Annotated in this window: 15 protein-coding genes; 8 read left to right on the top strand and 7 right to left on the bottom strand. The window is 67.2% G+C overall.

Going from position 1 to position 24,804, the window contains the following annotated elements; all coding sequences use genetic code 11:
* Positions 1-14: 14 nt before the first annotated feature.
* Positions 15-2,438 (bottom strand): TonB-dependent receptor, encoded by a 2,424-nt coding sequence (locus tag DEH84_RS09005; RefSeq protein WP_245932540.1) that lies wholly within the window; start codon positions 2,436-2,438, stop codon positions 15-17.
* Between the two features lie 230 nt (positions 2,439-2,668).
* On the opposite strand from DEH84_RS09005, the gene DEH84_RS09000 reads away from it, so the two are divergent.
* From DEH84_RS09000 to DEH84_RS08980, 5 genes are all read left to right on the top strand, one after another.
* Entirely contained in the window at positions 2,669-3,547 is an 879-nt protein-coding gene (locus DEH84_RS09000) for a UDP-2,3-diacylglucosamine diphosphatase (protein WP_109038297.1), read from the top strand.
* 72 nt (positions 3,548-3,619) lie between these two features.
* Complete coding sequence (locus DEH84_RS08995) at positions 3,620-5,200, top strand: thymidine phosphorylase family protein (protein ID WP_109038296.1); 1,581 nt, start codon at positions 3,620-3,622, stop codon at positions 5,198-5,200.
* A 3-nt stretch (positions 5,201-5,203) separates the two neighbouring features.
* Positions 5,204-6,127 carry a ribose-phosphate diphosphokinase gene (locus DEH84_RS08990; RefSeq protein ID WP_109036553.1) on the top strand — a complete coding sequence of 308 codons (924 nt, stop codon included), beginning with the start codon at positions 5,204-5,206 and terminating at the stop codon, positions 6,125-6,127.
* Between the two features lie 34 nt (positions 6,128-6,161).
* Positions 6,162-6,482 (top strand): DUF2322 family protein, encoded by a 321-nt coding sequence (locus tag DEH84_RS08985; protein ID WP_109036552.1) that lies wholly within the window; start codon positions 6,162-6,164, stop codon positions 6,480-6,482.
* 111 nt (positions 6,483-6,593) lie between these two features.
* Positions 6,594-8,684, top strand: a complete 2,091-nt coding sequence (locus tag DEH84_RS08980) for an NHL repeat-containing protein (protein ID WP_159098920.1) — start codon at positions 6,594-6,596, stop codon at positions 8,682-8,684.
* 2 nt (positions 8,685-8,686) lie between these two features.
* On the opposite strand, the gene purL is transcribed toward DEH84_RS08980, so the two are convergent.
* Positions 8,687-12,721 (bottom strand): phosphoribosylformylglycinamidine synthase, encoded by a 4,035-nt coding sequence (gene purL / locus DEH84_RS08975; RefSeq protein WP_109036550.1) that lies wholly within the window; start codon positions 12,719-12,721, stop codon positions 8,687-8,689.
* Between the two features lie 152 nt (positions 12,722-12,873).
* On the opposite strand from purL, the gene map reads away from it, so the two are divergent.
* Both map and DEH84_RS08965 read left to right on the top strand, forming a co-directional pair.
* Positions 12,874-13,695 carry a type I methionyl aminopeptidase gene (gene map, locus DEH84_RS08970; protein WP_109036549.1) on the top strand — a complete coding sequence of 274 codons (822 nt, stop codon included), beginning with the start codon at positions 12,874-12,876 and terminating at the stop codon, positions 13,693-13,695.
* An 88-nt stretch (positions 13,696-13,783) separates the two neighbouring features.
* A complete protein-coding gene (locus DEH84_RS08965) occupies positions 13,784-16,375 on the top strand; it encodes a [protein-PII] uridylyltransferase (protein ID WP_109036548.1) in 2,592 nt (863 codons plus the stop codon).
* Here DEH84_RS08965 and DEH84_RS08960 read toward each other — a convergent pair whose 3' ends face one another.
* Positions 16,376-16,579, bottom strand: a complete 204-nt coding sequence (locus tag DEH84_RS08960; RefSeq protein ID WP_109036547.1) for a DUF465 domain-containing protein — start codon at positions 16,577-16,579, stop codon at positions 16,376-16,378.
* Between the two features lie 103 nt (positions 16,580-16,682).
* On the opposite strand from DEH84_RS08960, the gene DEH84_RS08955 reads away from it, so the two are divergent.
* On the top strand, positions 16,683-17,447 hold the full coding sequence (locus DEH84_RS08955; protein WP_109036546.1) for a PP2C family protein-serine/threonine phosphatase: 765 nt from the start codon (positions 16,683-16,685) through the stop codon (positions 17,445-17,447).
* A gap of 1 nt (position 17,448) precedes the next feature.
* Here the strand turns inward: DEH84_RS08955 and zapE are convergent, their stop codons facing one another.
* The 4 genes from zapE to DEH84_RS08935 all read right to left on the bottom strand — a co-directional run bounded on the left by zapE (position 17,449) and on the right by DEH84_RS08935 (position 24,490).
* The gene (gene zapE / locus DEH84_RS08950) at positions 17,449-18,561 is read right to left on the bottom strand and encodes a cell division protein ZapE (protein ID WP_179950580.1); all 1,113 of its coding nucleotides are present in this window, start codon (positions 18,559-18,561) and stop codon (positions 17,449-17,451) included.
* 174 nt (positions 18,562-18,735) lie between these two features.
* Entirely contained in the window at positions 18,736-20,163 is a 1,428-nt protein-coding gene (gene lpdA, locus DEH84_RS08945; RefSeq protein ID WP_109036545.1) for a dihydrolipoyl dehydrogenase, read from the bottom strand.
* Positions 20,164-20,261: 98 nt separating this feature from the next.
* Positions 20,262-21,545, bottom strand: a complete 1,284-nt coding sequence (gene odhB / locus DEH84_RS08940; RefSeq protein WP_109036544.1) for a 2-oxoglutarate dehydrogenase complex dihydrolipoyllysine-residue succinyltransferase — start codon at positions 21,543-21,545, stop codon at positions 20,262-20,264.
* An 89-nt stretch (positions 21,546-21,634) separates the two neighbouring features.
* Positions 21,635-24,490: a 2-oxoglutarate dehydrogenase E1 component gene (locus DEH84_RS08935; RefSeq protein WP_109036543.1), complete on the bottom strand. Its 2,856-nt coding sequence runs from the start codon at positions 24,488-24,490 to the stop codon at positions 21,635-21,637.
* Positions 24,491-24,804: the final 314 nt, after the last annotated feature.

Here is a 24,804-nt window from a genome sequence, read left to right as displayed (position 1 = left end):
GCGACCGGCCTGCATCACATCGACCAGCGCAACGTGGCCCACACGGTGCGCGGCGCGCCCGGCGAGTAGAAGGTCGTGCCGATACCACCGGCATCGGTGTAGGTGCCGTTGGCCGCAAACGCGCGTGCGCCCAGCTGCCCGGCGGTGGCGTAATCCCGATCGAACAGGTTGCTCACACCCAGACGGATCGTGACGTTCTTCGTGGCCTGATAGCGGCCATTGAAGTTGAAGACCGCATAGCCCGGATTGCGCCCCGAACCAAAGGTGGTGATGCCGTTGGCCTGGTGCCGGTTGTCCTCATTGCCCCGCACCGGGCTGCCGCTGACCGCTTGCATGTCCAGGCCCACACGCCACTGACTGCCGAGGTCATACGCCACCTGCGCCTTGAGGATCTGGCTCGGGATCTGCGGGATGCGGTCACCCGGGTTCACCACGATGCCGTTGTCGGCGTCGGCGCCGCTGTGGTATTCGCTGCCCACCACTTCACGCGTCTGATAGGTGGCCTTCATCCACGTCAGGTTCATGCCCAGCGTCCAGGCCCCGTCACGGCCCTGCACGCCCGCTTCCACGCCCTGGCGGCGCGTGCGCCCGAAGTTCTTGAAGTAGCCGGTCGAGGCATTGTTGGCCACGAACAGGATGTCGTCGGTGTTGTCACCCAGGAAGGTGCCGAGGTTCCAGTTCCAGCGGCCGTCAAGCAGGCCGCGCACGCCCATCTCCCACGTGTGCGAGACGACCTGCTTGAGCGGCGGATCCCCGGCCATCGAGTTGGGCAGGCGGCAGCCGAACTCGGGGTCGGCGCAGCCCAGCTCCACCGAGGTCGGCGCGCGGCTGCTTTCTGCATAGCCGGCATAGGCGCTGAACGCGGGGCTCGGCGTGAAACTGACGCCCAGCGCCGGGTTGAACCGACGGAAGCGGTGGTTGCCGTCCAGCGTGCCGCGCAGTTCACCCTGCGTGGTCGCGTTGTTGTAGGGGTAGAGCTGGTCGGCGTTCTTCAGCCGGGTGTCGTTGAAGCGGCCCGAGGCTGTCACGTGCCACTGCTCGTTGAGGGACAGCGTGTCGCTGCCGAACAGGCTCCAGGTGGTGACACGGCCCTTGAGTCGCACGCGGGCGTCGAAGGCCTCGCTCGAATCCTGCGTGCCGTCGGCAAAGGCGTTCACCAGCGTCAGCGAGCGGTCGTCGTTCAGGTAGCCGAACTGTGAGCCCTGCGTGAAGTTCAGGCGGCTGCTGTCGAACGCCGCACCCAGCACACCCTGATTGCGCAGTCCCATCAGGTGGCCCTGCATGCTGATCTGCCCCTGCAGGCCCATGTTGCGCTGGCTGGTGCGCGTGCGGGTGGCAATGCCGGAGCAGGCCTCGTTGGGCTCGCCATTGATCGCGGCCTCGTCCACGCAGGCTGCGGGGCTCGGGCCCTCGCCGATCACTTCCTCGTTGAGGTCGCCGTTGAAGGTGCGGGTGCGGGTCTGACGCCAGTAGGCGTTGCCGCTGAGCATCACCTGGTCCGACAGGGCGTGCTTGAGTTGCAGGTTGAGCTGGGTGGCCCGGTTCTGCGTCTGGTCGGGCTTGGTGAACACGCTGCTGCGGTCGGCGGCAAGCAGTTCGCGCTGCTGCAGGCCGTTGCCGGTCAGATCGGTGTCGGCATGTGCCAGGCTCAGCTTCACGTCGGTGGCGCCATCACGCCAGCCCACCTTGCCGAAGAACTGGCCGATGCGCGAAGGGGAATCGTCGCGCCAGCCGCTGTCGCGGTAGGTCGTGCCCGCCACGAACCAGTCCAGGCCCTTGTCGTTGGCCCCACCGTGCTCGAGTCCCAGGCTCGCGCGGCCATGCTGCCCCGCGCTCAATTCGATCGCGGTGCCGGCATGGCGGCGACCGTCCTTGGTGTCGATGCTCAGCGCACCGCCCAGTGTGTTCAAGCCGAACAAGGGGTTGGCGCCAGGCATCAGCGTCACGCCGGCAATGGCAGCCTTGGGGATCAGGTCCCACAGCACCACGTCGCCAAACGCCTGGTTCTGGCGCACCCCATCCACGTACACCGACAGCCCCTGGGGTGTCCCAAGCAGCGGCGAGGCCGTGTAGCCCCGATAGTTCACATCCATCATGAACGGGTTGGCCTGCACCTCGTTCACGTGGACGCTGCCGAGCCGGCGGTTCAGGAACTCCGACAGGTCGGCTGCGCCGCTGTCCGCCAGATCGCGCAGGCTGGCCGACTGCACCGGCGCGGGAAAGACGTTGCGCGCCAGGCCAATGCCGGGCAGCGGTGTGGTGCTGATGACAGAGACGGAGGGCAGTTCGGCGCGGGCCACCAGCACGGGCGCCTCGCTCTGCGCGTGTGCCTGCATGGCCAGGCACAGCAGGCCGGCCGCCACGGACACGGCGCGGGGTTGAAGAAGGGGGCGCAGAGCGGCCTGCGCGGCGATGGGGCGGTGCACGGACTGTCGCACGGGGTCTCCTCGTCGTCTGACGTGTTCTCTCTTGGACGGATGGAGTGTCGGCAACCCGTCACGGCCCACACAGGGAAAATTTCCCGCACACCTGTGTCAGCCTGTGACACGGCGGGATAACCCCGATCCCCTCTCGGTACGCCATCACGGAAGCGTCACCGCGATGTCGCGCCGGTGTCACGACGGCCACCGACCATCGCGCCATGCGGCCCTGGTTCACCACCCCCCTGATGCGTGCCTGGCAAGCCGGCTTCGGACGGAGCGGCTCAGGCGCACTGTCACCCGCGCAGCCCGCTTCCGCCACGCCCCGGCGCGCGGCGCTGAAGGTGCGCACGGCCTGGATCTCGGACGTGCACCTCGGCACGCCGGGCTGCCAGGCCGACGCCCTGCTCGACTTCCTGCGCCACCTCGAGTGCGACACGCTCTACCTAGTCGGCGACATCATCGACGGCTGGCAGTTGCGCCGCCACTGGTACTGGCCGCAGGCCCATAACGACGTCGTGCAGAAACTGCTGCGGCACGCCCGCAAGGGCACGCGCGTGGTGTTCGTGCCCGGCAACCACGACGAGTTCGCGCGGCATTTTCTCGATCAGGCCTTTGGCGGCATCGAGGTCCGCGAGGAATGCGTCCACACGCTCGCGGACGGCCGACGGTTCTGGGTGACACACGGTGACCTCTACGATGGCGTGATCCAGTGCGCCCGCTGGCTGGCCCTGGTGGGCGATGCCCTCTACGAGTTCACACTGAAGCTGAACCGCCACCTGAACTCGCTGCGCGCGCGCCTGGGTCTGCCCTACTGGTCGCTGTCGAAGTACCTCAAGCTCAAGGTCAAGCGGGCCGTGAGCTATGTGAGCGACTTCGAGGAGGCCCTGGCCCGCGAAGCGCGTCGGCAGGAGGTGGACGGCGTGGTGTGCGGCCACATCCACCACGCCGAGATGCGCGACATCGGCGGCATCCTCTATTGCAACGACGGCGACTGGGTCGAGAGCCTGACGGCGCTGGTCGAGCATGCCGACGGTACGCTGGCCATCGTGCATTGGGCCGACCACATGGCCGTCAGCGAGCCCCACCCGGCTGACGCCGCTTGCGTCACATCAAGCGCTGGCTGACAAGCAGGACAGGCCCGCAAACAGCGCGAGGCAATTCAGGGGAAGATGACGGTCTGGATTCCGTTGTCTGCCATGTCACCTCCCCTCTCCCAGCCCAGCCCGACACCCGACACCCTGACGCCGCTGCGCCTCAAGCGCGTCGCCATCGACACCTACCGCGAGAACGTCGCCTACCTCCACCGCGAGTGCGCCATCTACCGGGCCGAGGGCTTTCAGGCCCTGTCCAAGGTCGAAGTGCGCGCCAATGGGCGCCGCATCCTGGCAACGCTGAACGTGGTCGACGACGCCTGCATCGTCGGGCCTGACGAGCTGGGCCTGTCGGAAGACGCCTTCGCCCAGATCGGCGTGCCGTCCGAGCACCCGGCCACCGTCAGCCAGGCCGAGCCACCCACCTCCATCTCGGCCCTGCACCGCAAGATCGCAGGCGAGCGCCTGACACACGCCGACTACCAGGCGATCGTGCGCGACATCGTCGACCACCGCTATTCCAAGATCGAGCTCACCGCCTTTGTGGTCGCCACCAACCAGGGCGAGCTCGACCGTGAAGAGGTCTACGACCTGACCGCGGCCATGGCCGGCGTCGGCCGGCGCCTGGACTGGAAGGCCCACCCGGTGGTCGACAAACACTGCATCGGGGGCATCCCGGGCAACCGCACGTCGATGCTGGTCGTGCCCATCGTGGCGGCGCACGGCATGCTGTGCCCCAAGACGTCTTCGCGCGCCATCACCTCGCCCGCGGGCACGGCCGACACCATGGAGGTGCTGGCCAACGTCGAACCGCCATTCGAGCGGCTGCAGGAAATCGTGCACACCCACCGCGGCTGCCTGGCCTGGGGCGGCACCAGCGAGCTCTCGCCGGCCGACGACGTGCTGATCTCGGTCGAGCGCCCCCTGTCCATCGACTCGCCCGGCCAGATGGTGGCGTCCATCCTGTCGAAGAAGGTGGCGGCGGGCTCCACCCACCTGCTGCTCGACATCCCGGTCGGCCCGACCGCCAAGGTGCGCACCGTGCCCGAGGCGCAGCGCCTGCGCAAGCTGTTCGAGTTCGTTTCGCGGCGCATGGGGCTGACCATCGATGTTGTCATCACCGACGGCCGCCAGCCCATCGGCTACGGCATCGGCCCGGTGCTCGAGGCGCGCGACGTGATGCGCGTGCTGCGCAACGACCCGCGCGCGCCCCACGACCTGCGTCAGAAATCACTGCGGCTGGCCGGCCGGATGCTGGAGTTCGACCCCGACGTGCGCGGCGGCGAAGGCTATGCCATCGCCCGCGACATCCTCGAATCGGGCCGGGCCCTCGAGCGCATGCAGGCCATCATCGAAGCCCAGGGCGCCCGTGCATTCGACCCGGAACACCCCGACCTCGCGCCGCTCACCTTCGAGGTGACGGCCCCGCAGGACGGGATGGTCACGGGCATCGACAACCTGCATCTGGCCCGCATTGCCCGGCTTGCGGGCGCGCCCAAGGTGCAAGGCGCCGGCGTCGACCTGCTGCACAAGCTGGGCGACACCGTGAAAGCCGGCGACACGCTGTACCGCGTGCACGCAGCCTTCCCCACCGACCTGGGCTTTGCCCGCCAGGCGTGCGAGCGCACCAGCGGCTTCATGCTGGGCAGCCCGGCTGACCTCACCGACCTACACGTCGAGTTCTGAACCATGCCAGACCTCTTGCTCCACTTTGCCGACGAGGCTGTGCCCGCCCAGCGCCTGGCCGCCGAGCTGGGCGTGCCTGCCGCCGAAATTGAACGCCATCGTTTCCCCGACGGCGAATGGCGCCTCCGCCTGCCCGTGGACGAGGCCGGTGGCTTGCCCGCCCACCTGATCGTCTACCGCAGCCTGGATCGCCCTAACGAAAAACTGATCGAGCTGCTGTTGCTGGCCCGGCAGGCCCGTCTGCTGGGCGCCGCCCACCTGACGCTGGTGGCGCCTTACCTCGCCTACATGCGGCAGGACATCGCCTTCCATCCGGGCGAGGTGGTCAGCCAGCGGGTCATCGGTCAGTTCCTCGCCGACCTGTTCAGTGCCGTCATCACGGTCGACCCGCACCTGCACCGCGTGGCCACGCTGGCCGAAGCCGTTCCCGTGGCCCGGGCGCTGGCCCTGTCCGGCGCGCCCATGCTCGCGCAGCTGGTGGCCGCACATCACGCCTCGCCCGTTCTCATCGGCCCGGACGCGGAATCGGCGCAGTGGATCGACAGCGCCGCGGCCGGCCGCGGCTGGCGCCACGGGGTCTGCACCAAGACGCGCCATGGCGACCGTGACGTGCGGATCACCTTGCCTGAGGTCGACGTGCGCGGACAGGCGGTCGTGCTCATCGACGACGTGGCCAGCTCCGGGCGCACCCTGGCCGAGGCCGCCCGCCTGCTGCTGGCTGCGGGCGCGCAGTCCGTGGATGCGGCCGTGACCCACGCCCTGTTTGCCGACGACGCGCTGAGCTTCATGCAGCAGGCCGGCATCCGGCATGTGTGGAGCACCGACTGCATCGCCCACCCGAGCAACGCCGCCCCCATGGCGCCGCTGCTCGCCGAGGCCGTGCGCACCGTGCAGCAGGCGCTGCGGCACAATACGGCCCCTCGTTGACCCCCTGCGCTCCGCACCCCGGAGCCCCCACACCATGGCCTTTGCCGACAACCTCAAGCAACTGCCCCCGGTCGCCCATCTCGCGGCCCTCGAGCTGATCAACGCCGCTGGCGAGGTCGCCGCCCGCATCGAGAACAAGCCCGGCCAGGCCGGCTCGCTCGCGGTGTACGCCGCCCTGGCCGCCAAACACGGCAGCATCGACACTGCGGCCGCCGAAGAAGGCCTCGAGATCTACGCCGAACACACCGCCGACTCGCGCGCCAACCCCGGCAAGCACCCCAACATCGACCGCCTGCTGGCCGTCATCGCATCGGGCCAGGGTTACACCGTGCGCCTGGTGCCGCAGGCGGGCTGAAGCCTCCGCCTCCGCCTCGCAGCCGGGGGAATCCGCGGCGAGCCGCAGCGCGGCCGCCCGGCAAGGCGGCCGGTATAGTGTCCCGACACACAAGAACGACAGGGGACACTGGTGGGGGCACGCATTCTTCGCTGGCTTGCATGGGCAGCCGTGCTGGCTTCGCTGGCCGCCATCGGCGCCAGCCTGTGGGCACAACGCCAGGCCGGTGCGCTTCAAGGACCGCAGGCGCTGGCGGCCCTGCCGGACGGCCAGGTCTGGCTCACCGTCAACGACGCGTTCTGGCAGCTCGATGCCGACGGTACTCTGCTGGCTCGCATCCCCATCGCGGCATTGGGCCTGCCCGACCGACCGGCCGCCATCGCGCCCGCGCCCGGCCAGCGGCTGCTCATCAGCCAGAACGGCAGCGCCATCCTTCAATGGCTCGACACGCGCACCCGGCGCCTGAGCGGGCAGACGGCGCTGCAGTGGCCCGACGACCTCCGCAAGCTGCTGGATCACCCGATGACCGTGGTCGTCAGCCCGCAAGGCGCGATCGCCGTGGCCACCGCAGGGGGGCACCGCGTGCTGGTGTTCGAAGTCGACGGGCGCTTCCGAGCCGTCACCCGCCCGGGCCTGTACCGTTTCACCAACGGGCTGTGGTGGGCGCCGGATGCCCTGTGGACCACCGACACCAACCGCTTCGCACTGGTCGAACTCGATCCACAGACCCTGCAGGAGCGCCGGCGCATCCAGTTCAAGCACAACGAGACGACTGCGCGCTACCTGAGCTGGGTCGCGCCCGTGCCCCAGGCCGACGGGCGTCTCCGGCCCCTGGCCAGCGTGGCCCGGATGCGCAACGGGATGCAGGTCGGCCGCATCGTCAACGTCTGGCCGGACGGCGACGAGCAGACCCTGCCCCTCCCCGATGACGCCCAGCCCCAGGACCTGGCCTGGCGGCACGACACCCTGCTGGTGGTGGATGGGGCCACCTGGCGCGTGCGTCGTTTCGGGCTGGACCGCGAAGCTCTGCCGGACTTCGGCGATCCCCACGCCCAGGCCGAACTGGCTGCGCTGTACGCAAAGCGGCAGGGTTTCGATCGGCTGTACCTCTGGGGATTGCGGGGCGGCGTGGCAGGGCTCGTGCTCGCCCTGGTTGCCCTGGCCTGGCAGGGGCAGCTGACCCGATCAAGCCGCGCGCGCGCCATGCGGCCCCTGCTGGCCACCCTCGGCACCCCGGTACTCGATGGCCCTGCCTTGCGCAAGGTGGCGCTGCGCGCCGCCTGGCCCTGGCTGCTGCTGCTCGTGTGGCTCGCGGCCTGGCAGGCACTGATTCGCCACTGGGAAGGCGACACCGCGGGCGACTCCGACAAGGCACGCATGGCCACGTGGGCCCTGTTCTTCGGGCTGCTGGCAGGCCTGGTTGCCCTGCTGCACGAGGTGCGCCGCCAGACGAAGCGACTCGCTGAAGCCCCCTGGGCCGAGGGCCTGCTGAACCTGCTCGCCGTACGCTGGCTGCAGACCGACGACGCCCTCGCGCAGTTGCTCGAGCCGGGCGAGCAGGTTCGCGAAACCTTCATCCTGCAACCGCTGGGCGGCCAGCGCTGGATCGTGCTGACCGATCGCCGACTGCTGAGCTTCCGGATCACACTCGGTCGCCGGGTGCTCGAGCACCGTGTGCCGAGGGCTGACATCGCCCGCGTGGCCTTGCCGCCAGCGGCACGCCTTACCGTGTGGCAGCGCCTGCTGCGTCAACCCGCCGACGATGGCTGGTTGCGACTGCAACTGCGTGATGGCACCATGGTGGAAGGCGCGGTGCGCTCGTCGGTCACTGCACGCCGTGTGGCGGCGCTGCTCAACGTGCGGGCGGTGCCGCGGCCCCGAGCCACCACCGGGGCGTCAGCCGCTTCACGCCGGCCCATTCCGGCGATGCTCGCTGCACTGGCCTCGTTCGCGGTGCCCGGCAGCGCACAATGGCTGCAGCGGCGCGCAGCCCTCGGCCTGATGATGTTCCTGGTGGCCGCGGGGTGGGCGAGCGTCATCACCGTGCGCGCGACCTGGGTGTGGTGGCATGGCTCAGCCGACATCGCCGCGCGCGTGCTCACGCAGGCCTGGGCAACGCAGCTGGGCTGGGGCCTCTTCTGCGCCTGGGATGCCTGGTATGCCGCCCCGCGACGCACCGACCGGGCGGCCCCATCGGCGCGCCCGGACCCCGCTTCAGACTGAGATCAGCCCACCCACTTGCGGGCGTTGCGGAACATGCGCAGCCACGGGCTCGGAGCACTCTTGTCGCCGCTGGTCCAGCTCATCTGGATGTTGCGGAACACGCGCTCCGGGTGCGGCATCATGGCCGTGAAGCGGCCATCGGCCGTCGTCACCGCGGTCAGGCCTTCGGGCGAGCCGTTCGGGTTGCACGGGTACACCTCGGTCGGCGCGCCGGTGTTGTCCACGTAGCGCAGCGCGCGGTGCACCTTGGCCGGGTCGCCACGCTGGGCGAAGTTGGCAAAGCCTTCACCGTGCGACACGGCGATCGGCATGCGGCTGCCGGCCATGCCCTGGAAGAACAGCGACGGGCTTTCCAGCACCTCGACCAGGCTCAGGCGTGCTTCGAAGCGCGTGCTCTGGTTGTGGGTGAACTTCGGCCAGTCCTGCGCACCCGGGATGATGGGGCTCAGGGCGGCCAGCATCTGGCAGCCGTTGCACACGCCCAGCGCGAAGGTGTCGGTGCGGCCGAAGAAGGCCGCAAACTGCTCGGCCAGCTGCGGGTTGAACATGATGGAGCGGGCCCAGCCTTCACCGGCACCCAGCGTGTCGCCATAGCTGAAGCCGCCGCACGCCACAAAGCCCTGGAACTGGTCCAGGCGGGCGCGGCCGGCCTGCAGGTCGCTCATGTGCACGTCGAAGGTGTCGAAGCCGCCCTGGTGCATGGCGTAGGCCATTTCCACGTGCGAGTTCACGCCCTGCTCGCGCAGGATGGCGACCTTGGGGCGTGCCTTGTGGATGAAGGGCGCGGCCACATCGTCCAGCGGGTCGAAGGTCAGGTGCAGGCTCATGCCCGGATCGGCCGGCGCCCCCACGGCGGCGTGCTCGCTGTCGGCACAGGCCGGGTTGTCGCGCAGCTGGGCGATGCGCCAGCTCACCTCGTCCCAGGTCTTGTGCAGCTGCTCCAGCGGCGCGGTCAGCACAGGCTTGGCATCGCGCCAGACCTGCACTTCCTGCGCGGCCTGGCCCTTCAGGTTGGGCTTGCCGATCACATGGGTGTGCTTGCTCAGGCCGTGTGCACGCAGCACCTGCAGCACGGCGTCACGCTCGGCGGTGCGCACCTGCAGCACCACGCCCAGTTCTTCGTTGAACAGCGCCTTGAGCGTCAGCTCATTGCGACGCTCGCCCACCTGGCCGGCCCAGTTCTTCGAGTCACCGAAGTCGGCGCGGCTGTCGTCGATGCCGGCGCTTTCCGTCACCAGCATGTCGACGTTGATGCTGACCCCGGTGTGGCCCGCAAAGGCCATCTCGCACACGGTGGCCCACAGGCCGCCGTCACCCCGGTCGTGGTAGGCCAGCAGCTTGCCGTCGGCGCGCAGGGCGTTCACCGCATTCACCGTGGCCTTGAGCAGCTCGGGGTTGTCGACGTCCGGCACCTCGTTGCCGAACTGGTTCAGCACCTGGGCCAGCATCGAGCCGCCCATGCGCTTCTTGCCTTCGCCCAGGTCCACCAGGATCAGGGTGGTGTCCAGCGGCTGGCCGTTTTCCTGCGTCACCAGCTGCGGCGTCAGCGTGCCACGCACGTCGCCGATCGACGCGAATGCGGTCACGATCAGCGACACAGGCGCCGTCACCTGCTTGGTGGCCCCGTTGTCGCTCCACTTGGTGCGCATCGACAGCGAGTCCTTGCCCACCGGGATGGAAATGCCCAACGCGGGACACAGCTCCAGGCCCACGGCCTTCACGGTGTCGTACAGCGCGGCGTCTTCGCCCTTTTCGCCACAGGCCGCCATCCAGTTGGCCGACAGCTTGACGCGCGGCAGCTCGATCGGCGCTGCCAGCAGGTTGGTGATCGCCTCACCCACGGCCATGCGGCCGGATGCAGGCGCGTTGACCGACGCCAGCGGCGTGCGCTCGCCCATGGCCATCGCCTCGCCGGCAAAGCCCTTGAAGTCGGCCAGGGTCACGGCCACGTCGGCCACGGGCACCTGCCACGGGCCCACCATCTGGTCGCGGTGGTTCAGGCCACCCACGGTGCGGTCGCCAATGGTGATCAAAAAGCGCTTGCTGGCCACGGTCGGATGGCGCAGCACGTCCATCGCCACCTGCTCCAGCGGCACGCCGGTCAGGTCCAGCTGGCCGCCGTCCCACTGCACGCGCTCAACGACGCGGTGCATCTTGGGCGGTTTGCCCAGCAGCACCTCCATCGGCATGTCCACGGCCTTATCGGCCTGCGGTTGGGTCGTGTCTTCGAGGATCAGTTCGAGCGCATCGGTGGCCGTGCCGATCACGCCGAACGGGCAGCGCTCGCGCTCGCACATCGCGGTGAAGATGGGCAGGCTTTCCGGGGCAATGGCCAGAACGTAGCGTTCCTGGCTCTCGTTGCACCAGATTTCCTTCGGGGCCAGGCCGGTTTCTTCCAGCGGCACCTTGCTCAGGTCGAAGCGCGCCCCCTTGCCCGCGCCGTCCACCAGTTCGGGGAAGGCATTCGAGATGCCGCCGGCGCCCACGTCGTGGATCGCCAGAATCGGGTTGTTCGCGCCCAGGCCCCAACAGTGGTTGATGACTTCCTGCGCGCGGCGCTCGATCTCCGGGTTGCCACGTTGCACCGAGTCGAAGTCGAGGTCGGCCGCGTTGGTGCCCGCCGCCATCGACGACGCCGCTGCGCCGGCCATGCCGATGCGCATGCCCGGGCCGCCCAGCTGGATCAGCAACGTGCCCGCACCGAACACAATCTTCTTCGTCTGTTCGGCGCTGATCGTGCCGATGCCCCCGGCGATCATGATGGGCTTGTGATAACCGCGGCGGATGGCCTCGGCGCCCTCACCCACCGTCTGCTCGAACACGCGGAAGTAGCCGCCCAGGTTAGAACGGCCGAACTCGTTGTTGAACGCGGCGCCGCCCAGCGGGCCTTCGGTCATGATCTGCAGCGGGCTGGCGATGTGCTCGGGCTTGCCGACGGGGTTCTGCTCCCACGGCTCGTTCGTGCCCGGCAGGTGCAGGTTCGACACCGAGAAACCCGTGAGGCCCGACTTCGGACGCGAGCCGCGGCCCGTGGCGCCTTCGTCGCGAATCTCACCACCGGCGCCCGTCGAAGCGCCCGGGAACGGCGAAATCGCCGTCGGGTGGTTGTGCGTTTCCACCTTCATCAGCACGTGGGCCAGCTCTTCGCGCGCCTTGTACTGCGGCGCGTTGGTGTAGCCCTCGGGCATCCAGCGCTCGATGGCGTGGCCTTCCATGATGGAGGCGTTGTCCGAGTAGGCCACCACGGTGTGCTGCGGGCTCACCTTCTCGGTGTGACGGATCATGCCGAACATCGACAGGTCCTGCTCGTGGCCGTCGATGGTGAACTTCGCGTTGAAGATCTTGTGGCGGCAGTGCTCCGAGTTCGCCTGGGCGAACATCATCAGCTCGACGTCGGTCGGGTTGCGCTTCAGGCCGGTGAAGGCGTTCACCAGGTAGTCGATTTCGTCATCCGACAGCGCCAGGCCGAAGCTCACGTTGGCTTCTTCCAGCGCCGCACGGCCGCGGGCCAGCACGTCCACATGGGCCATGGGCTGGCCGGGCTTCTCGTCGAACAGGTGGCGAGCTTCCTCGCGGGCCAGCAGCACGCTTTCCGTCATGCGGTCGTGCAGCAGCGCGGCGCAGGCGGCCAGTTCGTCGGCGGTCAGGCCCTTGGCGCCGCCCGTCAGCGAGCCCAGCAGACCGGCCTTCAACGTCAGGCGGTACTCGGTCACGCGCTCCACGCGGCGAATCGCCAGGCCGCAGTTGTGCGCAATGTCGGTCGCCTTCGAGGCCCAGGGCGACAGCGTGCCCAGGCGCGGCGCCACCACGATCAGTTCGCCGTCCTGCGGGCCCTCGTAGGCGTCGCCGTAGTTCAGCAGCGCGGCCAGCTTGTCGACCTCACCGGCGGCCAGGGCCTGGTCCGCGGCCACCCAGTGCACGTGCCGCGCATGCACGGCCGTGATCTTCGGGTTGATGGCCTGCAGCTTCGGCAGCAGCGCGTGGATCTGGTGGGGAGCCAGGGCGTTGCCGCCCTCGAAGTGCATCAGGGTCGACATCGGTGCGGGGGTGCGTTCGGTCACGGCGGAGGGCGGTCGTGCGGAAAAACGAGAATTTTACCGGCCCCTGTCCGGGAAAGCCCGCCACCCCCTCTGTTTCTGTTTTCCCTGACAGCGACATACCCCACGCCAATTGCGGATAATCCCTGCCCATGAGCATCACCATCAAGACCGGCGCCGAGATCGACGCCATGCGCGTCGCAGGGCGCCTCGCCTCCGAGGTGCTGGACTACCTCACGCCGTTCGTGAAGCCCGGCGTCACCACCGAAGAGCTGGATCGCCTCGCCCATGACTACATGGTCAATGTGCAGGGCTGCGTGCCAGCGCCCCTGAACTACGCGCCGGGCGGCCACAAGCCCTACCCCAAATCGATCTGCACGTCGATCAACCACCAGGTCTGCCACGGCATCCCGAACGACCGCCCCCTGAAGGACGGCGACATCGTCAACATCGACATCACCGTCATCAAGGACGGCTGGCACGGTGACACGAGCCGCATGTTCATCTGCGGCAATGGCTCGATCGCGGCCAAGCGCCTGTGCGCCTTCACCTACGAAGCCATGTGGAAGGGCATCGCCAAGGTCAAGCCCGGTGCACGCCTGGGCGACATCGGCCACACCATCCAGACCTTTGCCGAGAACAACGGCTTCTCGGTGGTGCGCGAGTTCTGCGGGCACGGCATCGGCCGCAAGTTCCACGAAGAGCCGCAGGTGCTGCACTACGGCCGCCCCGGCACACTGGAAGAACTCAAGCCCGGCATGATCTTCACGATCGAGCCCATGATCAACGCCGGCAAGCGCGACATCAAGTCGCTGGGTGATGGCTGGACCATCGTCACGAAGGACCGCTCGCTGTCCGCTCAGTGGGAGCACACCGTGCTCGTCACCGAAACCGGCTACGAAGTGTTGACGTTGTCGGCCGGCAGCCCGCCCATCCCGGACTTTGTCAGCGCCGCCCAGACCGCCAGCGCCTGACGCCACACCACCCGACCGGGCCCGAGCCGCCCGCTCGGGTTTTTTTCTGCGCCCCGCCAGGGCCAGGCCTGCTGTACCGTTCTCCCACATGACCCTGGACATCGCCGCCCTGCGGAACGACTTCCGCGCTGCCAAGACCGACCTGCTGACGCGTTTTCAGGACGCCCGGGCCACGTCTGCCTCGGCCAGCACGCTGCTGCTGCACCTTGCCCGGCTGGTCGACCGCACCCTGACCCGGTTGTGGGAGGACGTCGACATGCCCAAGGGCGGTGCGCTCGTGGCAGTCGGGGGCTATGGCCGCGGCGAACTCTTTCCCTACTCCGACATCGACGTGCTGGTGCTGCTGCCGGTGGTGCCCTCGGCCTCCGGAGAAGACCTCTGCGCACCCAAGGTCGAGGCGTTCATCAGCGCTTGCTGGGACATCGGGCTGGAGATCGGCTCCAGCGTGCGCACCGTTGACGAATGCGTCGAAGAAGCCCGCCGCGACGTCACCGTGCAAACTGCCTTGCTGGAGGCCCGCTTCATCTGCGGCACCCGCGCCCGCTTCGAGGAACTGGAAGCCAGCACCCACGAGCACATGGACGTGCCGGCCTTCCTCACAGCCAAGCTGCTCGAGATGCGCCAGCGCCACACCAAGTACGAGGACACGCCGTACGCACTCGAGCCCAACTGCAAGGAAAGCCCGGGCGGCCTGCGTGATCTGCAGGTGGTGCTGTGGCTGGCGCGCGCCGCCCGCCTGGGGCGCAACTGGGCGGAACTGGCCCGCAACGGCCTGCTCACTGCGTTCGAAGCGCGCCAGCTGCAACGCAACGAAGGCCTGCTCAAGCTGATCCGCACGCGGCTGCACCAGATCGCCGGGCGCCGCGAAGACCGGCTGGTGTTCGACCTGCAGACCGCCGTGGCCACCAGCTTCGGCTACGAAAGCACCAAGGCCCTGCGCGCCAGCGAAGCGCTGATGCGACGTTATTACTGGGCGGCCAAAGCGGTCACCCAGCTCAACCAGATCCTCATCCTCAACATCGAGGAACGCGTGCGGGGCTCACACGATGCGCCCATGCGCCGCATCGACGAGCGCTTCTTCGACCGCGGCGGTTTCCTGGAAGTGGCCCGCGACGATCTCTACGAGCACGACCGCCACGCCATCTTCGGCACCTTCCTGGCCCTGCAGCAGGACAAGACCCTGAAGGGCCTGTCGGCCCGCACCCTGCGCGCGCTCTACAACGCCCGCAACGTCATGGACGCGTCCTTCCGGCGCGACCCGGCCAACCACGCCGCCTTCATGCAGTTGCTGAAGGCCGACCACGGCCAGACCCACCTGCTGCGCCTGCTGAACCAGACCTCGGTGCTGGGCCGCTACCTGTGGGTGTTCCGCCGCATCGTCGGCCAGATGCAGCACGACCTGTTCCACGTCTACACGGTCGATCAGCACATCCTGATGGTCGTGCGCAACATGCGCCGCTTCTTCATTCCGGAGCACGCGCACGAGTACCCCTACTGCACGCAACTGGCGTCCGAGTGGGACAAGCCTTACCTGCTCTACGTGGCCGCCCTCTTCCACGACGTGGCCAAGGGCCGCGGTGGCGACCACTCCGAGCTGGGTGCGGTGGAAGTGCGCCGCTTTTGCAAGGACCACGGCATCACCGGCGAAGACGCCCGGCTGGTCGAGTTCCTCGTGGCCGAACACCTCACCATGTCGCGCGTGGCGCAGAAGGAAGACCTGTCCGACCCGGACGTCATCCAGGCCTTCGCGCGGCGCATGGGCAGCGAGCGTTTCCTCACCGGCCTCTACCTGCTGACCGTCGCCGACATCCGCGGCACCAGCCCCAAGGTCTGGAACGCCTGGAAGGGCAAGCTGCTCGAAGACCTCTACAAGCTCACCCTGCGTGCACTGGGCGGCGCACGGCCCCACCTGGATGCCGAGATCGAGGCGCGCAAGCAGCAGGCGCGGCACACCCTGGCGCTGTACTTCATGCCCGCCGGCATCGAGCAGAAGCTCTGGGCCACGCTGGACACCAGCTACTTCGCCCGCCATGACTCGGCCGACATCGCCTGGCACACCCGCATGCTGTGGCGCCACGTCGAAACGCTCAAACCCGTCGTGGCCGCACGGCTCTCGCCGGTGGGCGAAGGCCTTCAGGTGCTGGTGTATGCGCCCGACCGCCCTGACCTCTTCGCCCGCATCTGCGGCTACTTCGACCGAGCCGGATTCAGCATTCAGGATGCGCGCATCCACACCTCGAAGACCGGCTACGCCATCGACACGTTCCAGATCCTCACGGCGGGTTCCGCGCAATTCGAAGGCGTGCACTACCGCGACCTGATCGCCCTTGTCGAGAACCAGCTGGCTGAAGGCGTCGCATCCGACGCGCCGCTGCATGACCCCTCACGAGCTCGGCTGTCGCGTCGGGTGAAGTCTTTCCCGGTGCAGCCCCGTGTGAGCCTGCGGCCCGATGAACGCGCCCAGCGCTGGCTGCTGACCGTCTCCGCCAGCGACCGCTCCGGCCTGCTCTACGTGATCGCCCGCACGCTGGCCCGCCATCAGATCAACGTGCAACTGGCCAAGGTCAGCACCCTGGGCGAGCGCGTGGAAGACACCTTCCTCGTGACAGGCGATGTGCTGCGCGGGGACAAGGCCCAGCTGCAGGTCGAAACCGAGCTGTTGACCGCCCTCGAAGCCTGATCAGGCAGGCTCTTTCGGGTCGAGCAAGGCTTCCAGCCGCTCGATCCGATCGCGCAGCAACAGGCGGCGCTTCTTCAGCCGCCGCAGCGAGAGCTCATCCAGAGGCGACTGCTCCGCCATCCGGTCGATCATGTTGTCGAGATCGGCGTGTTCGATGCGCAGTTCAATGAGCTGGCGATGAGGGGAATGCAGGTTTTCTTGCATCGGGGGATGCCGCAAGGGCATGCACGACAGGCGCATCAACAAGGGAAGATTCGGGGCATCGCCTCAGCCCGAATCAAAGCGTTTCACGATTATAGTTTTCCCCATGATTGCACCAACCAGTTTCCGCCTGGTGGCGGCCACGGGCATCCACCGCGGAGACCGGCCATACCAACAAGATCAGGTGGCCATCCTGCCCCACCCCCGTACCGCGGGCTGCCTGATGGCCGTGGTGGCCGATGGCATGGGTGGCAAGAGTGGCGGACGCAAGGCCGCCGACCAGGTGCTCATGACGGCCCGCCAGGTGTTCGACCGCTATGTGCCCGGCACAGAAGAGGCGACCACCATCCTGGCCCAGCTGCTCAATGAAGCGCACCTGATGATCAAGCTGACGGCCATCGCTTTCGAGGAAGAGCCGCACAGCACGCTGGCGAGCTTCATCGTGAACCCCGACCTGACCGCCGACATCCTGCACGCCGGTGATTCACGGGTGTACCACTTCCGTGGCCCCGAGATGCTCTACCGCACGCTCGATCACTCCTTCGTCCAGCGCCTGGTCAACGAAGGGCAGATCACGGAAGAGGAAGCCAACGTGCACCCGCAGTCCAACCTGCTCACGGGCTGCCTCGGCACCCAGCAGGATCCGCCTCTGGCCGCCCACCGGCTGCGCGGTCTGCAGATCGGCGACAGCCTGCTGGCCTGCTCAGACGGTCTGTGGCACTACTTCACGCCCAAGGAGCTAGGCGCCATCGTGCACACCCTGCCGCCGCGCGAAGCGGCCGAAATGCTGGTCAGCAAGGCACGCCACCGCGCACGAGGCGGCGGCGACAACCTGTCGATGGCCCTGGTCCGCGTCGAGGCCCGCAGCTGAATCAGGTGATCGAGGTGTCGACCACCCGGCGCTCCTCGCTCAGGTACTCCTTCGATTGCATCTCGTTCAGACGCGAGACCGTGCGAGGGAACTCGTGCGACATCGGCCCTTCGGTGTAGAGCTGCTCCGGCGGCACCTCCGCCGAGATCACCAGCTTGCACTTGCGGTCGTACAGCACGTCCACCAGCCAGGTGAAGCGCCGGGCCTCCGAGGCCATCCGCACCGGCATCTGCGGCACGTTGCTGAGCATCAGCGTGTGGAACTGCGACGCCAGCTCAAGGTAGTCATTCTGTGAGCGCGGGCCGCCGCACAGCGTCTGGAAGTCGAACCACACCACGCCACCGGCACGGCGACGGGCCTTCAGCACCCGGTGCTCGATGTGCAGCTCCGGGCTGTCGTCGGCTGTCTCGGCCAGCTGCGAGAAGATCTGCCCCATCTCGGCATCGGTCTGGTCGTTCAGTGGTGTCAGGTACAACCGCGCCAGCTCCAGCGTGCGGCGGCGGTAATCGGTGCCACTGTCCACATTGATCACTTCCAGCTGCTGCTTGAGCAGCGCGATGGCGGGGAGGATGCGGTCTCGGTGCAGCCCGTTCGGATACAGCCCGTCCGGATGGAAGTTCGACGTGGTGACGATGCTCATGCGGTTGCGGAACATCGCGTCCAGCAGCCGGTGCAGGATCATCGCGTCCGTCACGTCGGCCACGTGGAACTCGTCGAAGCAGATCAGCCGGTGCTTGCGAGACATGCGCTTGGCCAGCACGTCCAGCGGGTCCTGCACGCCTTTCAGCTCATGCAACTGACGGTGCACCTCGCGCATGAACTCGTGAAAGTGCAGACGCGTCTTGCGCTCCAGCGGGACGGCGTTGAAGAAGCAGTCCATGATGAAGCTCTTGCCGCGCCCCACCCCGCCGTACATGTACACGCCCTTGGGCAGATCCGGGTAGCGGAGCATCTTGGTCAGCGCATTGCCGCGCTTGGCCTTGTAGTGCGACCACTCGTCCTGGCAGCGCTGCAGGGCTGCAATGCCCTTGAGCTGGGCCTCGTCGGCCTTGTAGCCGCGTTCGGCCAGGCTTTGCTGATAGAGCTGGGTGACGGAGATGGCGGGTGCGGGCATGACGCAGACGGCAGAAGGTTCTTCGACGAAAGCGCGCAGCGTAGCCGACTTCGATCGGCACGTGGCGCGGCCCCAAGAAAAAGGGGTGGCTCGCGCCACCCCGATGCACTCAGGATCCGGACAACACTGTCTCACGCCCTGGGCAGGCGTTTGACAGCGTGACGCACGACTGAATCAGAAGTTCAGCGTGCGCTTGTCCACCGCCAGGGCGGCTTCCTTGGTGGCTTCGCTCAGGCTCGGGTGAGCGTGGCAGATGCGCGCGATGTCTTCGGCGCTGGCCTTGAAGTTCATGGCGACCACGGCTTCCGAGATCAGCTCGGAAGCGTACGGGCCGATGATGTGCACGCCGAGGATCTCGTCGGTCGTCGCATCGGCCAGGAACTTCACGAAACCGTTGGTGTCACCCAGGGCACGTGCGCGCCCGTTGGCCAGGAAGGGGAAGGAACCGGCCTTGTAGGCACGGCCCTCCGCTTTCAGTGCCTGTTCGGTCTTGCCGACCCAGGCAATCTCCGGGCTGGTGTAGATCACCCAGGGAATCGTGTCGAAGTCGACGTGACCGTGCTGACCGGCAATGCGCTCGGCCACGGCCACACCTTCTTCTTCAGCCTTGTGGGCCAGCATCGGGCCGCGGACCACGTCACCCACCGCCCACACATTGGGCAGGTTGGTCTTGCAGTCGGCGTCCACCACGATGGCGCCACGTTCGTCGAGTTGCAGGCCCACCGCCTCGGTGTTCAGGCCGATGGTGTTGGGCACGCGGCCGATCGAGACGATCAGCTTGTCCACGGCCAGCTCTTGCGCTTCGCCCTTGGCGTTGGTGTACGCCACGGTCACGCCCTTCTTGGCCGTCTTGATGTCGCCGATCTTGACGCCCATCTCGATCTTCAGGCCCTGCTTCGTGAACAGCTTGTGCGCTTCCTTGGCGACGGCCTCGTCGGCGGCGCCCAGGAAAGTCGGCAGGCCTTCCAGGATGGTGACCTCGGCACCCAGGCGGCGCCAGACCGAGCCCATCTCCAGGCCGATCACACCGGCACCGATCACGCCGAGCTTCTTGGGCACGTCGTTGACCTGCAGCGCGCCGTCGTTCGACAGGATCAGCTTCTCGTCGAAGGCCGCACCCGGCAGCGCACGGGCGTTCGAGCCGGTGGCCACGATGATGTGCTTGCCTTGCAGCGTTTCGGGCTTGTCACCCGCCACCGCGATCTCGTACTGGCCATCAGCGGCCTTCACGAACGAACCACGACCGTGGAAGAACGTGACCTTGTTCTTCTTGAACAGGTACAGGATGCCGTCGTTGTTCTGTTTGACGACGGTGTCCTTGCGGGCAATCATCTTCGCGACATCCATCTCGAGTCCCTTGACCGAGATGCCGTGGTCGGCGAAGTGCAGCGAAGCGTGTTCGAAGTGCTCCGAAGATTGGAGCAGCGCCTTCGACGGGATGCAGCCGACGTTGGTGCAGGTGCCGCCCGGTGCGGGGCCGCCCTTGCTGTTCTTCCACTCGTCGATCGCTGCAACCTTGAAGCCAAGCTGTGCAGCACGGATGGCGGCGATGTAGCCACCGGGGCCGCCACCGATCACGATGACGTCGAATTGTTGGGACATGAAGTGTCTCCTGGGGTCCGGTCGTTGTCGGATTTGCAGTCGCCAGGCAGGCCCTCGTGAGGCCCGCCCGGCCGCAAAAAAACGGTTGTCAGTTCAGATCAGATGTCGAACAGCAGGCGGGCCGGATCTTCCAGCGCTTCCTTCATGGCCACCAGACCCAGCACGGCTTCGCGGCCGTCAATGATGCGGTGGTCGTACGACATGGCCAGGTAGTTGATCGGACGGATCACGATCTGGCCGTTCTCCACCACGGCGCGGTCCTTGGTGGCGTGCACGCCCAGGATGGCCGACTGCGGCGGGTTGATGATCGGGGTCGACAGCATCGAGCCGAAGACGCCGCCGTTCGAGATCGAGAACGTGCCGCCGGTCATCTCTTCGATGCCCAGCTTGCCGTCACGGGCCTTCACGCCGAACTCGGCGATCTTCTTCTCGATTTCGGCAAAGGTCATCTGGTCGGCGTTGCGCACCACCGGCACCACCAGACCACGCGGCGAGCCGACGGCCACACCGATGTCGAAATAGCCGTGGTAGACGATGTCGTTGCCGTCGACCGAGGCGTTCAGCACCGGGTACTTCTTCAGCGCATGCACGGCCGCCTTGACGAAGAAGCTCATGAAGCCCAACTTGACGCCGTGTTCCTTCTCGAACTTCTCCTGGAACTTCTTGCGCATTTCCATCACCGGGGCCATGTTCACTTCGTTGAACGTGGTCAGGATGGCGTTGGTGGCCTGCGATTGCAGCAGACGCTCGGCGACGCGGGCACGCAGGCGGCTCATCGGCACGCGCTGCTCGGGGCGGTCGGCCAGGTTGGCGCCGCCAGCCGGTGCCTGCACGGCGGGCAGCGACTTGGTCGGCACGCCGGTCGGGATGGCAGCGGCGGGAGCGGGAGCGGCTGCGGCAGCGGGCTTGGCGCCAGCGGCCACGGCGCCCAGGACATCACCCTTGGTCACGCGGCCATCCTTGCCGGTGCCGGCCACCTGGGCGGTGGTCAGGCCGTTGTCGGCCAGCAGCTTGGCGGCGGCGGGCATGGCCACGTCGGCCTTGCTGCCACCCGATGCGGCGGCGGCCGGCGCAGCGGCAGCAGCCGGGGCCGGCGTGGTCTCCACGGCCTTGACGGGCAGCGGGCTCACGGCCGTGTTGCCTTCGGTGTCGATGCGGGCAATGACCTCGTCCGAACCCACGGTCTCGCCGTCATTCTTCACGATCTGGGCCATCACGCCAGCAGCCGGGGCCGGCACTTCGAGCACCACCTTGTCGGTCTCGATCTCGATCAGGATTTCATCGGCCGCGACGGCTTCGCCGGGCTTCTTCTTCCATTGCAGCAGCGTGGCCTCGGCCACGGACTCGGACAGTTGGGGAACCTTGACTTCAACGATTGCCATGATGTGTATCTCCTACAGCGACCGCGTGCGGAAACCCGGCCCGGCAACAGGCACCGGGCGGGCGGCATCGCACCGCGGTCGAACAAACCTTACTTGGTGAGAACGAAGCCCTTGAGCTTGGCGAACGCCTGGTCCAACAGCGCTTTCTGCTGGTCCTGGTGCAGGTGGGCATAACCCACTGCCGGCGAGGCCGATGCCGGCCGGCCGGCGTAACCCAGCTTCTGGCCTTCGGTCATGTTCTCGTGGATGTAGTGCTGAACGAAGAACCACGCACCCTGGTTTTGCGGCTCGTCCTGACACCACACCAGTTCGGTGGCGTTGGAATACTTCTTGATCTCGGCGGCGAAAGCCTTGTGCGGGAAGGGATAGAGCTGCTCGACGCGGATGATCGCGACGTCGCTGGCCTTCTTCTCTTCGCGCTTCTTGACCAGGTCGTAATAGACCTTGCCCGAGCAGGCGATCACGCGCTTGACCTTGCTGGCTTCGATGTCGGCGTTCAGTTCACCGATCACCGTGCGGAACTCACCCTTGGTGAACTCGGTCAGCGGCGAGGTGGCGTCCTTGTTACGCAGCAGCGACTTCGGCGTGAAGATCACCATCGGCTTGCGGAACATGCGCACGATCTGTCGACGCAGCACATGGAAGATCTGGCTGGCCGTGGTCGGCTGCACGATCTGCATGTTGTTCTCGGCGGCCAGCTGCATGAAGCGCTCCAGGCGAGCCGAGCTGTGCTCGGGGCCCTGGCCTTCGTAGCCGTGCGGCAGCATCATGACCAGGCCGTTGGCGCGGCCCCACTTCACTTCGCCCGAGGCGATGAACTGGTCGATCACGACCTGAGCGCCGTTGGCGAAGTCGCCGAACTGCGCTTCCCACACGACCAGGCTGTTGGGGTCCGAACCGGCATAGCCATATTCGAAGGCCAGCACGGCCTCTTCCGACAGGATGGAGTCGATGACGACGAACGGCGCCTGGTTCTCGGCCACGTTCTGCAGCGGCACATAGGTGCCTTCGTCCCAGCGCTCACGGCTCTGGTCGTGGATCACGGCGTGGCGGTGGGTGAAGGTGCCGCGGCCGCAGTCCTCGCCCGACAGGCGCACCGGGTAGCCGGAAGCCACCAGCGAGGCAAACGCCATGTGCTCGCCCATGCCCCAGTCGACGTTGACCTCGCCACGGCCCATGGCCGCGCGGTCCGCGTAGACCTTCTTGACCAGTTGGTGCGGGGTGATCGATTCGGGCAGCGTCGTGATGCGCTCGGCCAGACGCTTCCACTCGGCGAGCGGGATGGCGGTGTCGCCACCGTCGGTCCACTTCTTGCCCAGGAACGGCGTCCAGTCCACCGCGTACTTGCGCTGGAAGTTGGTCAGCACCGGGTCCACGGTGTGACGGCCTTCGTCCATGGCAGCGCGGTAGGCCTTCGCCAGGTCGTCGCCCAGCGTCTCGCCCATGCCTTGTGCGGCCAGCTTGTCTGCGTACAGCTTGCGCGTGCCGGGGTGGGCCGCGATCTTCTTGTACATCAGCGGCTGGGTCAGGCTCGGCGTGTCCTGCTCGTTGTGGCCCAGCTTGCGGAAGCACACGATGTCGACCACGACGTCCTTGCGGAACGCCAGGCGGTACTCGAGCGCCAGTTGCGTGGCGAAGACCACGGCTTCCGGATCATCGCCATTGACGTGCAGCACCGGCGACTCGACGCCCTTCACGATGTCCGTGCAGTACAGCGTGGAACGCAGGTCGCGCGGATCGGAGGTGGTGAAGCCGATCTGGTTGTTGATGATGATGTGGACGGTGCCACCGGTCGTGTAGCCGCGGGTCTGAGCCAGCGCCAGGGTTTCCTGGTTGACGCCCTGGCCTGCAAAGGCCGCATCGCCGTGCACCAGCACCGGCAGCACGGTGTCACCCAGCGTGTCACCACGACGGTCCATGCGCGCACGCACGGAACCTTCGACCACCGGATTCACGATTTCCAGGTGCGACGGGTTGAACGCCAGCGACAGGTGGACGGGGCCGCCCGGGGTGGACACGTCGGAGCTGAAGCCCTGGTGGTACTTCACGTCGCCGGCGGGCAGCGCTTCGGGGGCGGTGTGCTCGAACTCGGCGAACAGGTCACGCGGCATCTTGCCCAGCGTGTTGACGAGCACGTTCAGACGACCACGGTGGGCCATGCCGATCACGATTTCCTGCACGCCCTTCTCGCCGGCACGCTGGATCACTTCGTCCATGGCAGCGATGAAGCTCTCACCGCCTTCGAGGGAGAAGCGCTTCTGACCCACGTACTTGGTGTGCAGGAAGCGCTCGAGGCCTTCGGCTGCGGTCAGGCGGTCGAGGATGTGCTTTTTCTTCTCGGCCGTGAACACCGGCTTCGAGCGGGTGCTTTCCAGCCGCTCCTGCCACCAGCGCTTCTCGGTCGGGTCGGTGATGTGCATGTACTCGGCACCAATGCTGCCGCAGTACGTTTCACGCAGCGCCTGCACGATCTCGCGCAGGGTCATGTGCTCGGCCTTGGTGAAGTACGTGTTCGTGGCCGAGAACGTGATGTCCATGTCCGACTCGGTGAAGTCGTAGAACGACGGCTCGAGTTCGGGGATCTTGGGACGTTCCGTGCGCTTGAGGGGATCGAGATCCGCCCAGCGGGAACCGAGGAAGCGATAGGCAGCAATCAGCGACTGAACGTGCACCTGCTTGCGCGACACGGCGAGATCAGCCGAGCTGGTCTTGACCATGAAGGCGTTGGCCTTGGCGCGCTGCGCAAACGACTCGACGACCGGGGCATGCGCCACGTCGCGGCCATCGGAGCCATCGGTTGCGGGGACGTTCTGGAGCGCGTCGAAGTACGACCGCCAGTTGTCCGGCACGGAGCCGGGGTTGTCGAGGTACGCCTCGTACAACTCTTCTACGTACGGGGCATTGCCCCCGAACAGGTACGAGTTCGACCTGAACTGCTGCATCATTTTCGCTCACCTCACTCCCAGGTTTCCTGGGACATTGGCTGGTTGAAAAACCTTCCGCGACACGGCTTGACCGGTTGGCGGATTGCGACCCGCCTTGCTGAATGCCGACACCCTGTGGGTATCAGGCCTCGCCAGCAAGGGCGACGGGAAGGGCCGTAAATAAACCAACGCGACTGTACCACCGTGCCCGGGGCTTCGCACGCCCTCCTGCGGAAAACACGGACTGACATCGCATTGGAGCCAAGCGTTTCACGGGCCGCACAAGAAAAAAGCCGGGCATTGCCCGGCTTTCCCTGCGCGCAGCGCGCACGATC

It is taken from the genome of Aquabacterium olei, from assembly GCF_003100395.1.
In the GTDB taxonomy this organism is placed as follows: Bacteria; Pseudomonadota; Gammaproteobacteria; order Burkholderiales; family Burkholderiaceae_C; genus Aquabacterium; species Aquabacterium olei.
This window is presented reverse-complemented; position numbering and strand designations above follow the sequence as displayed.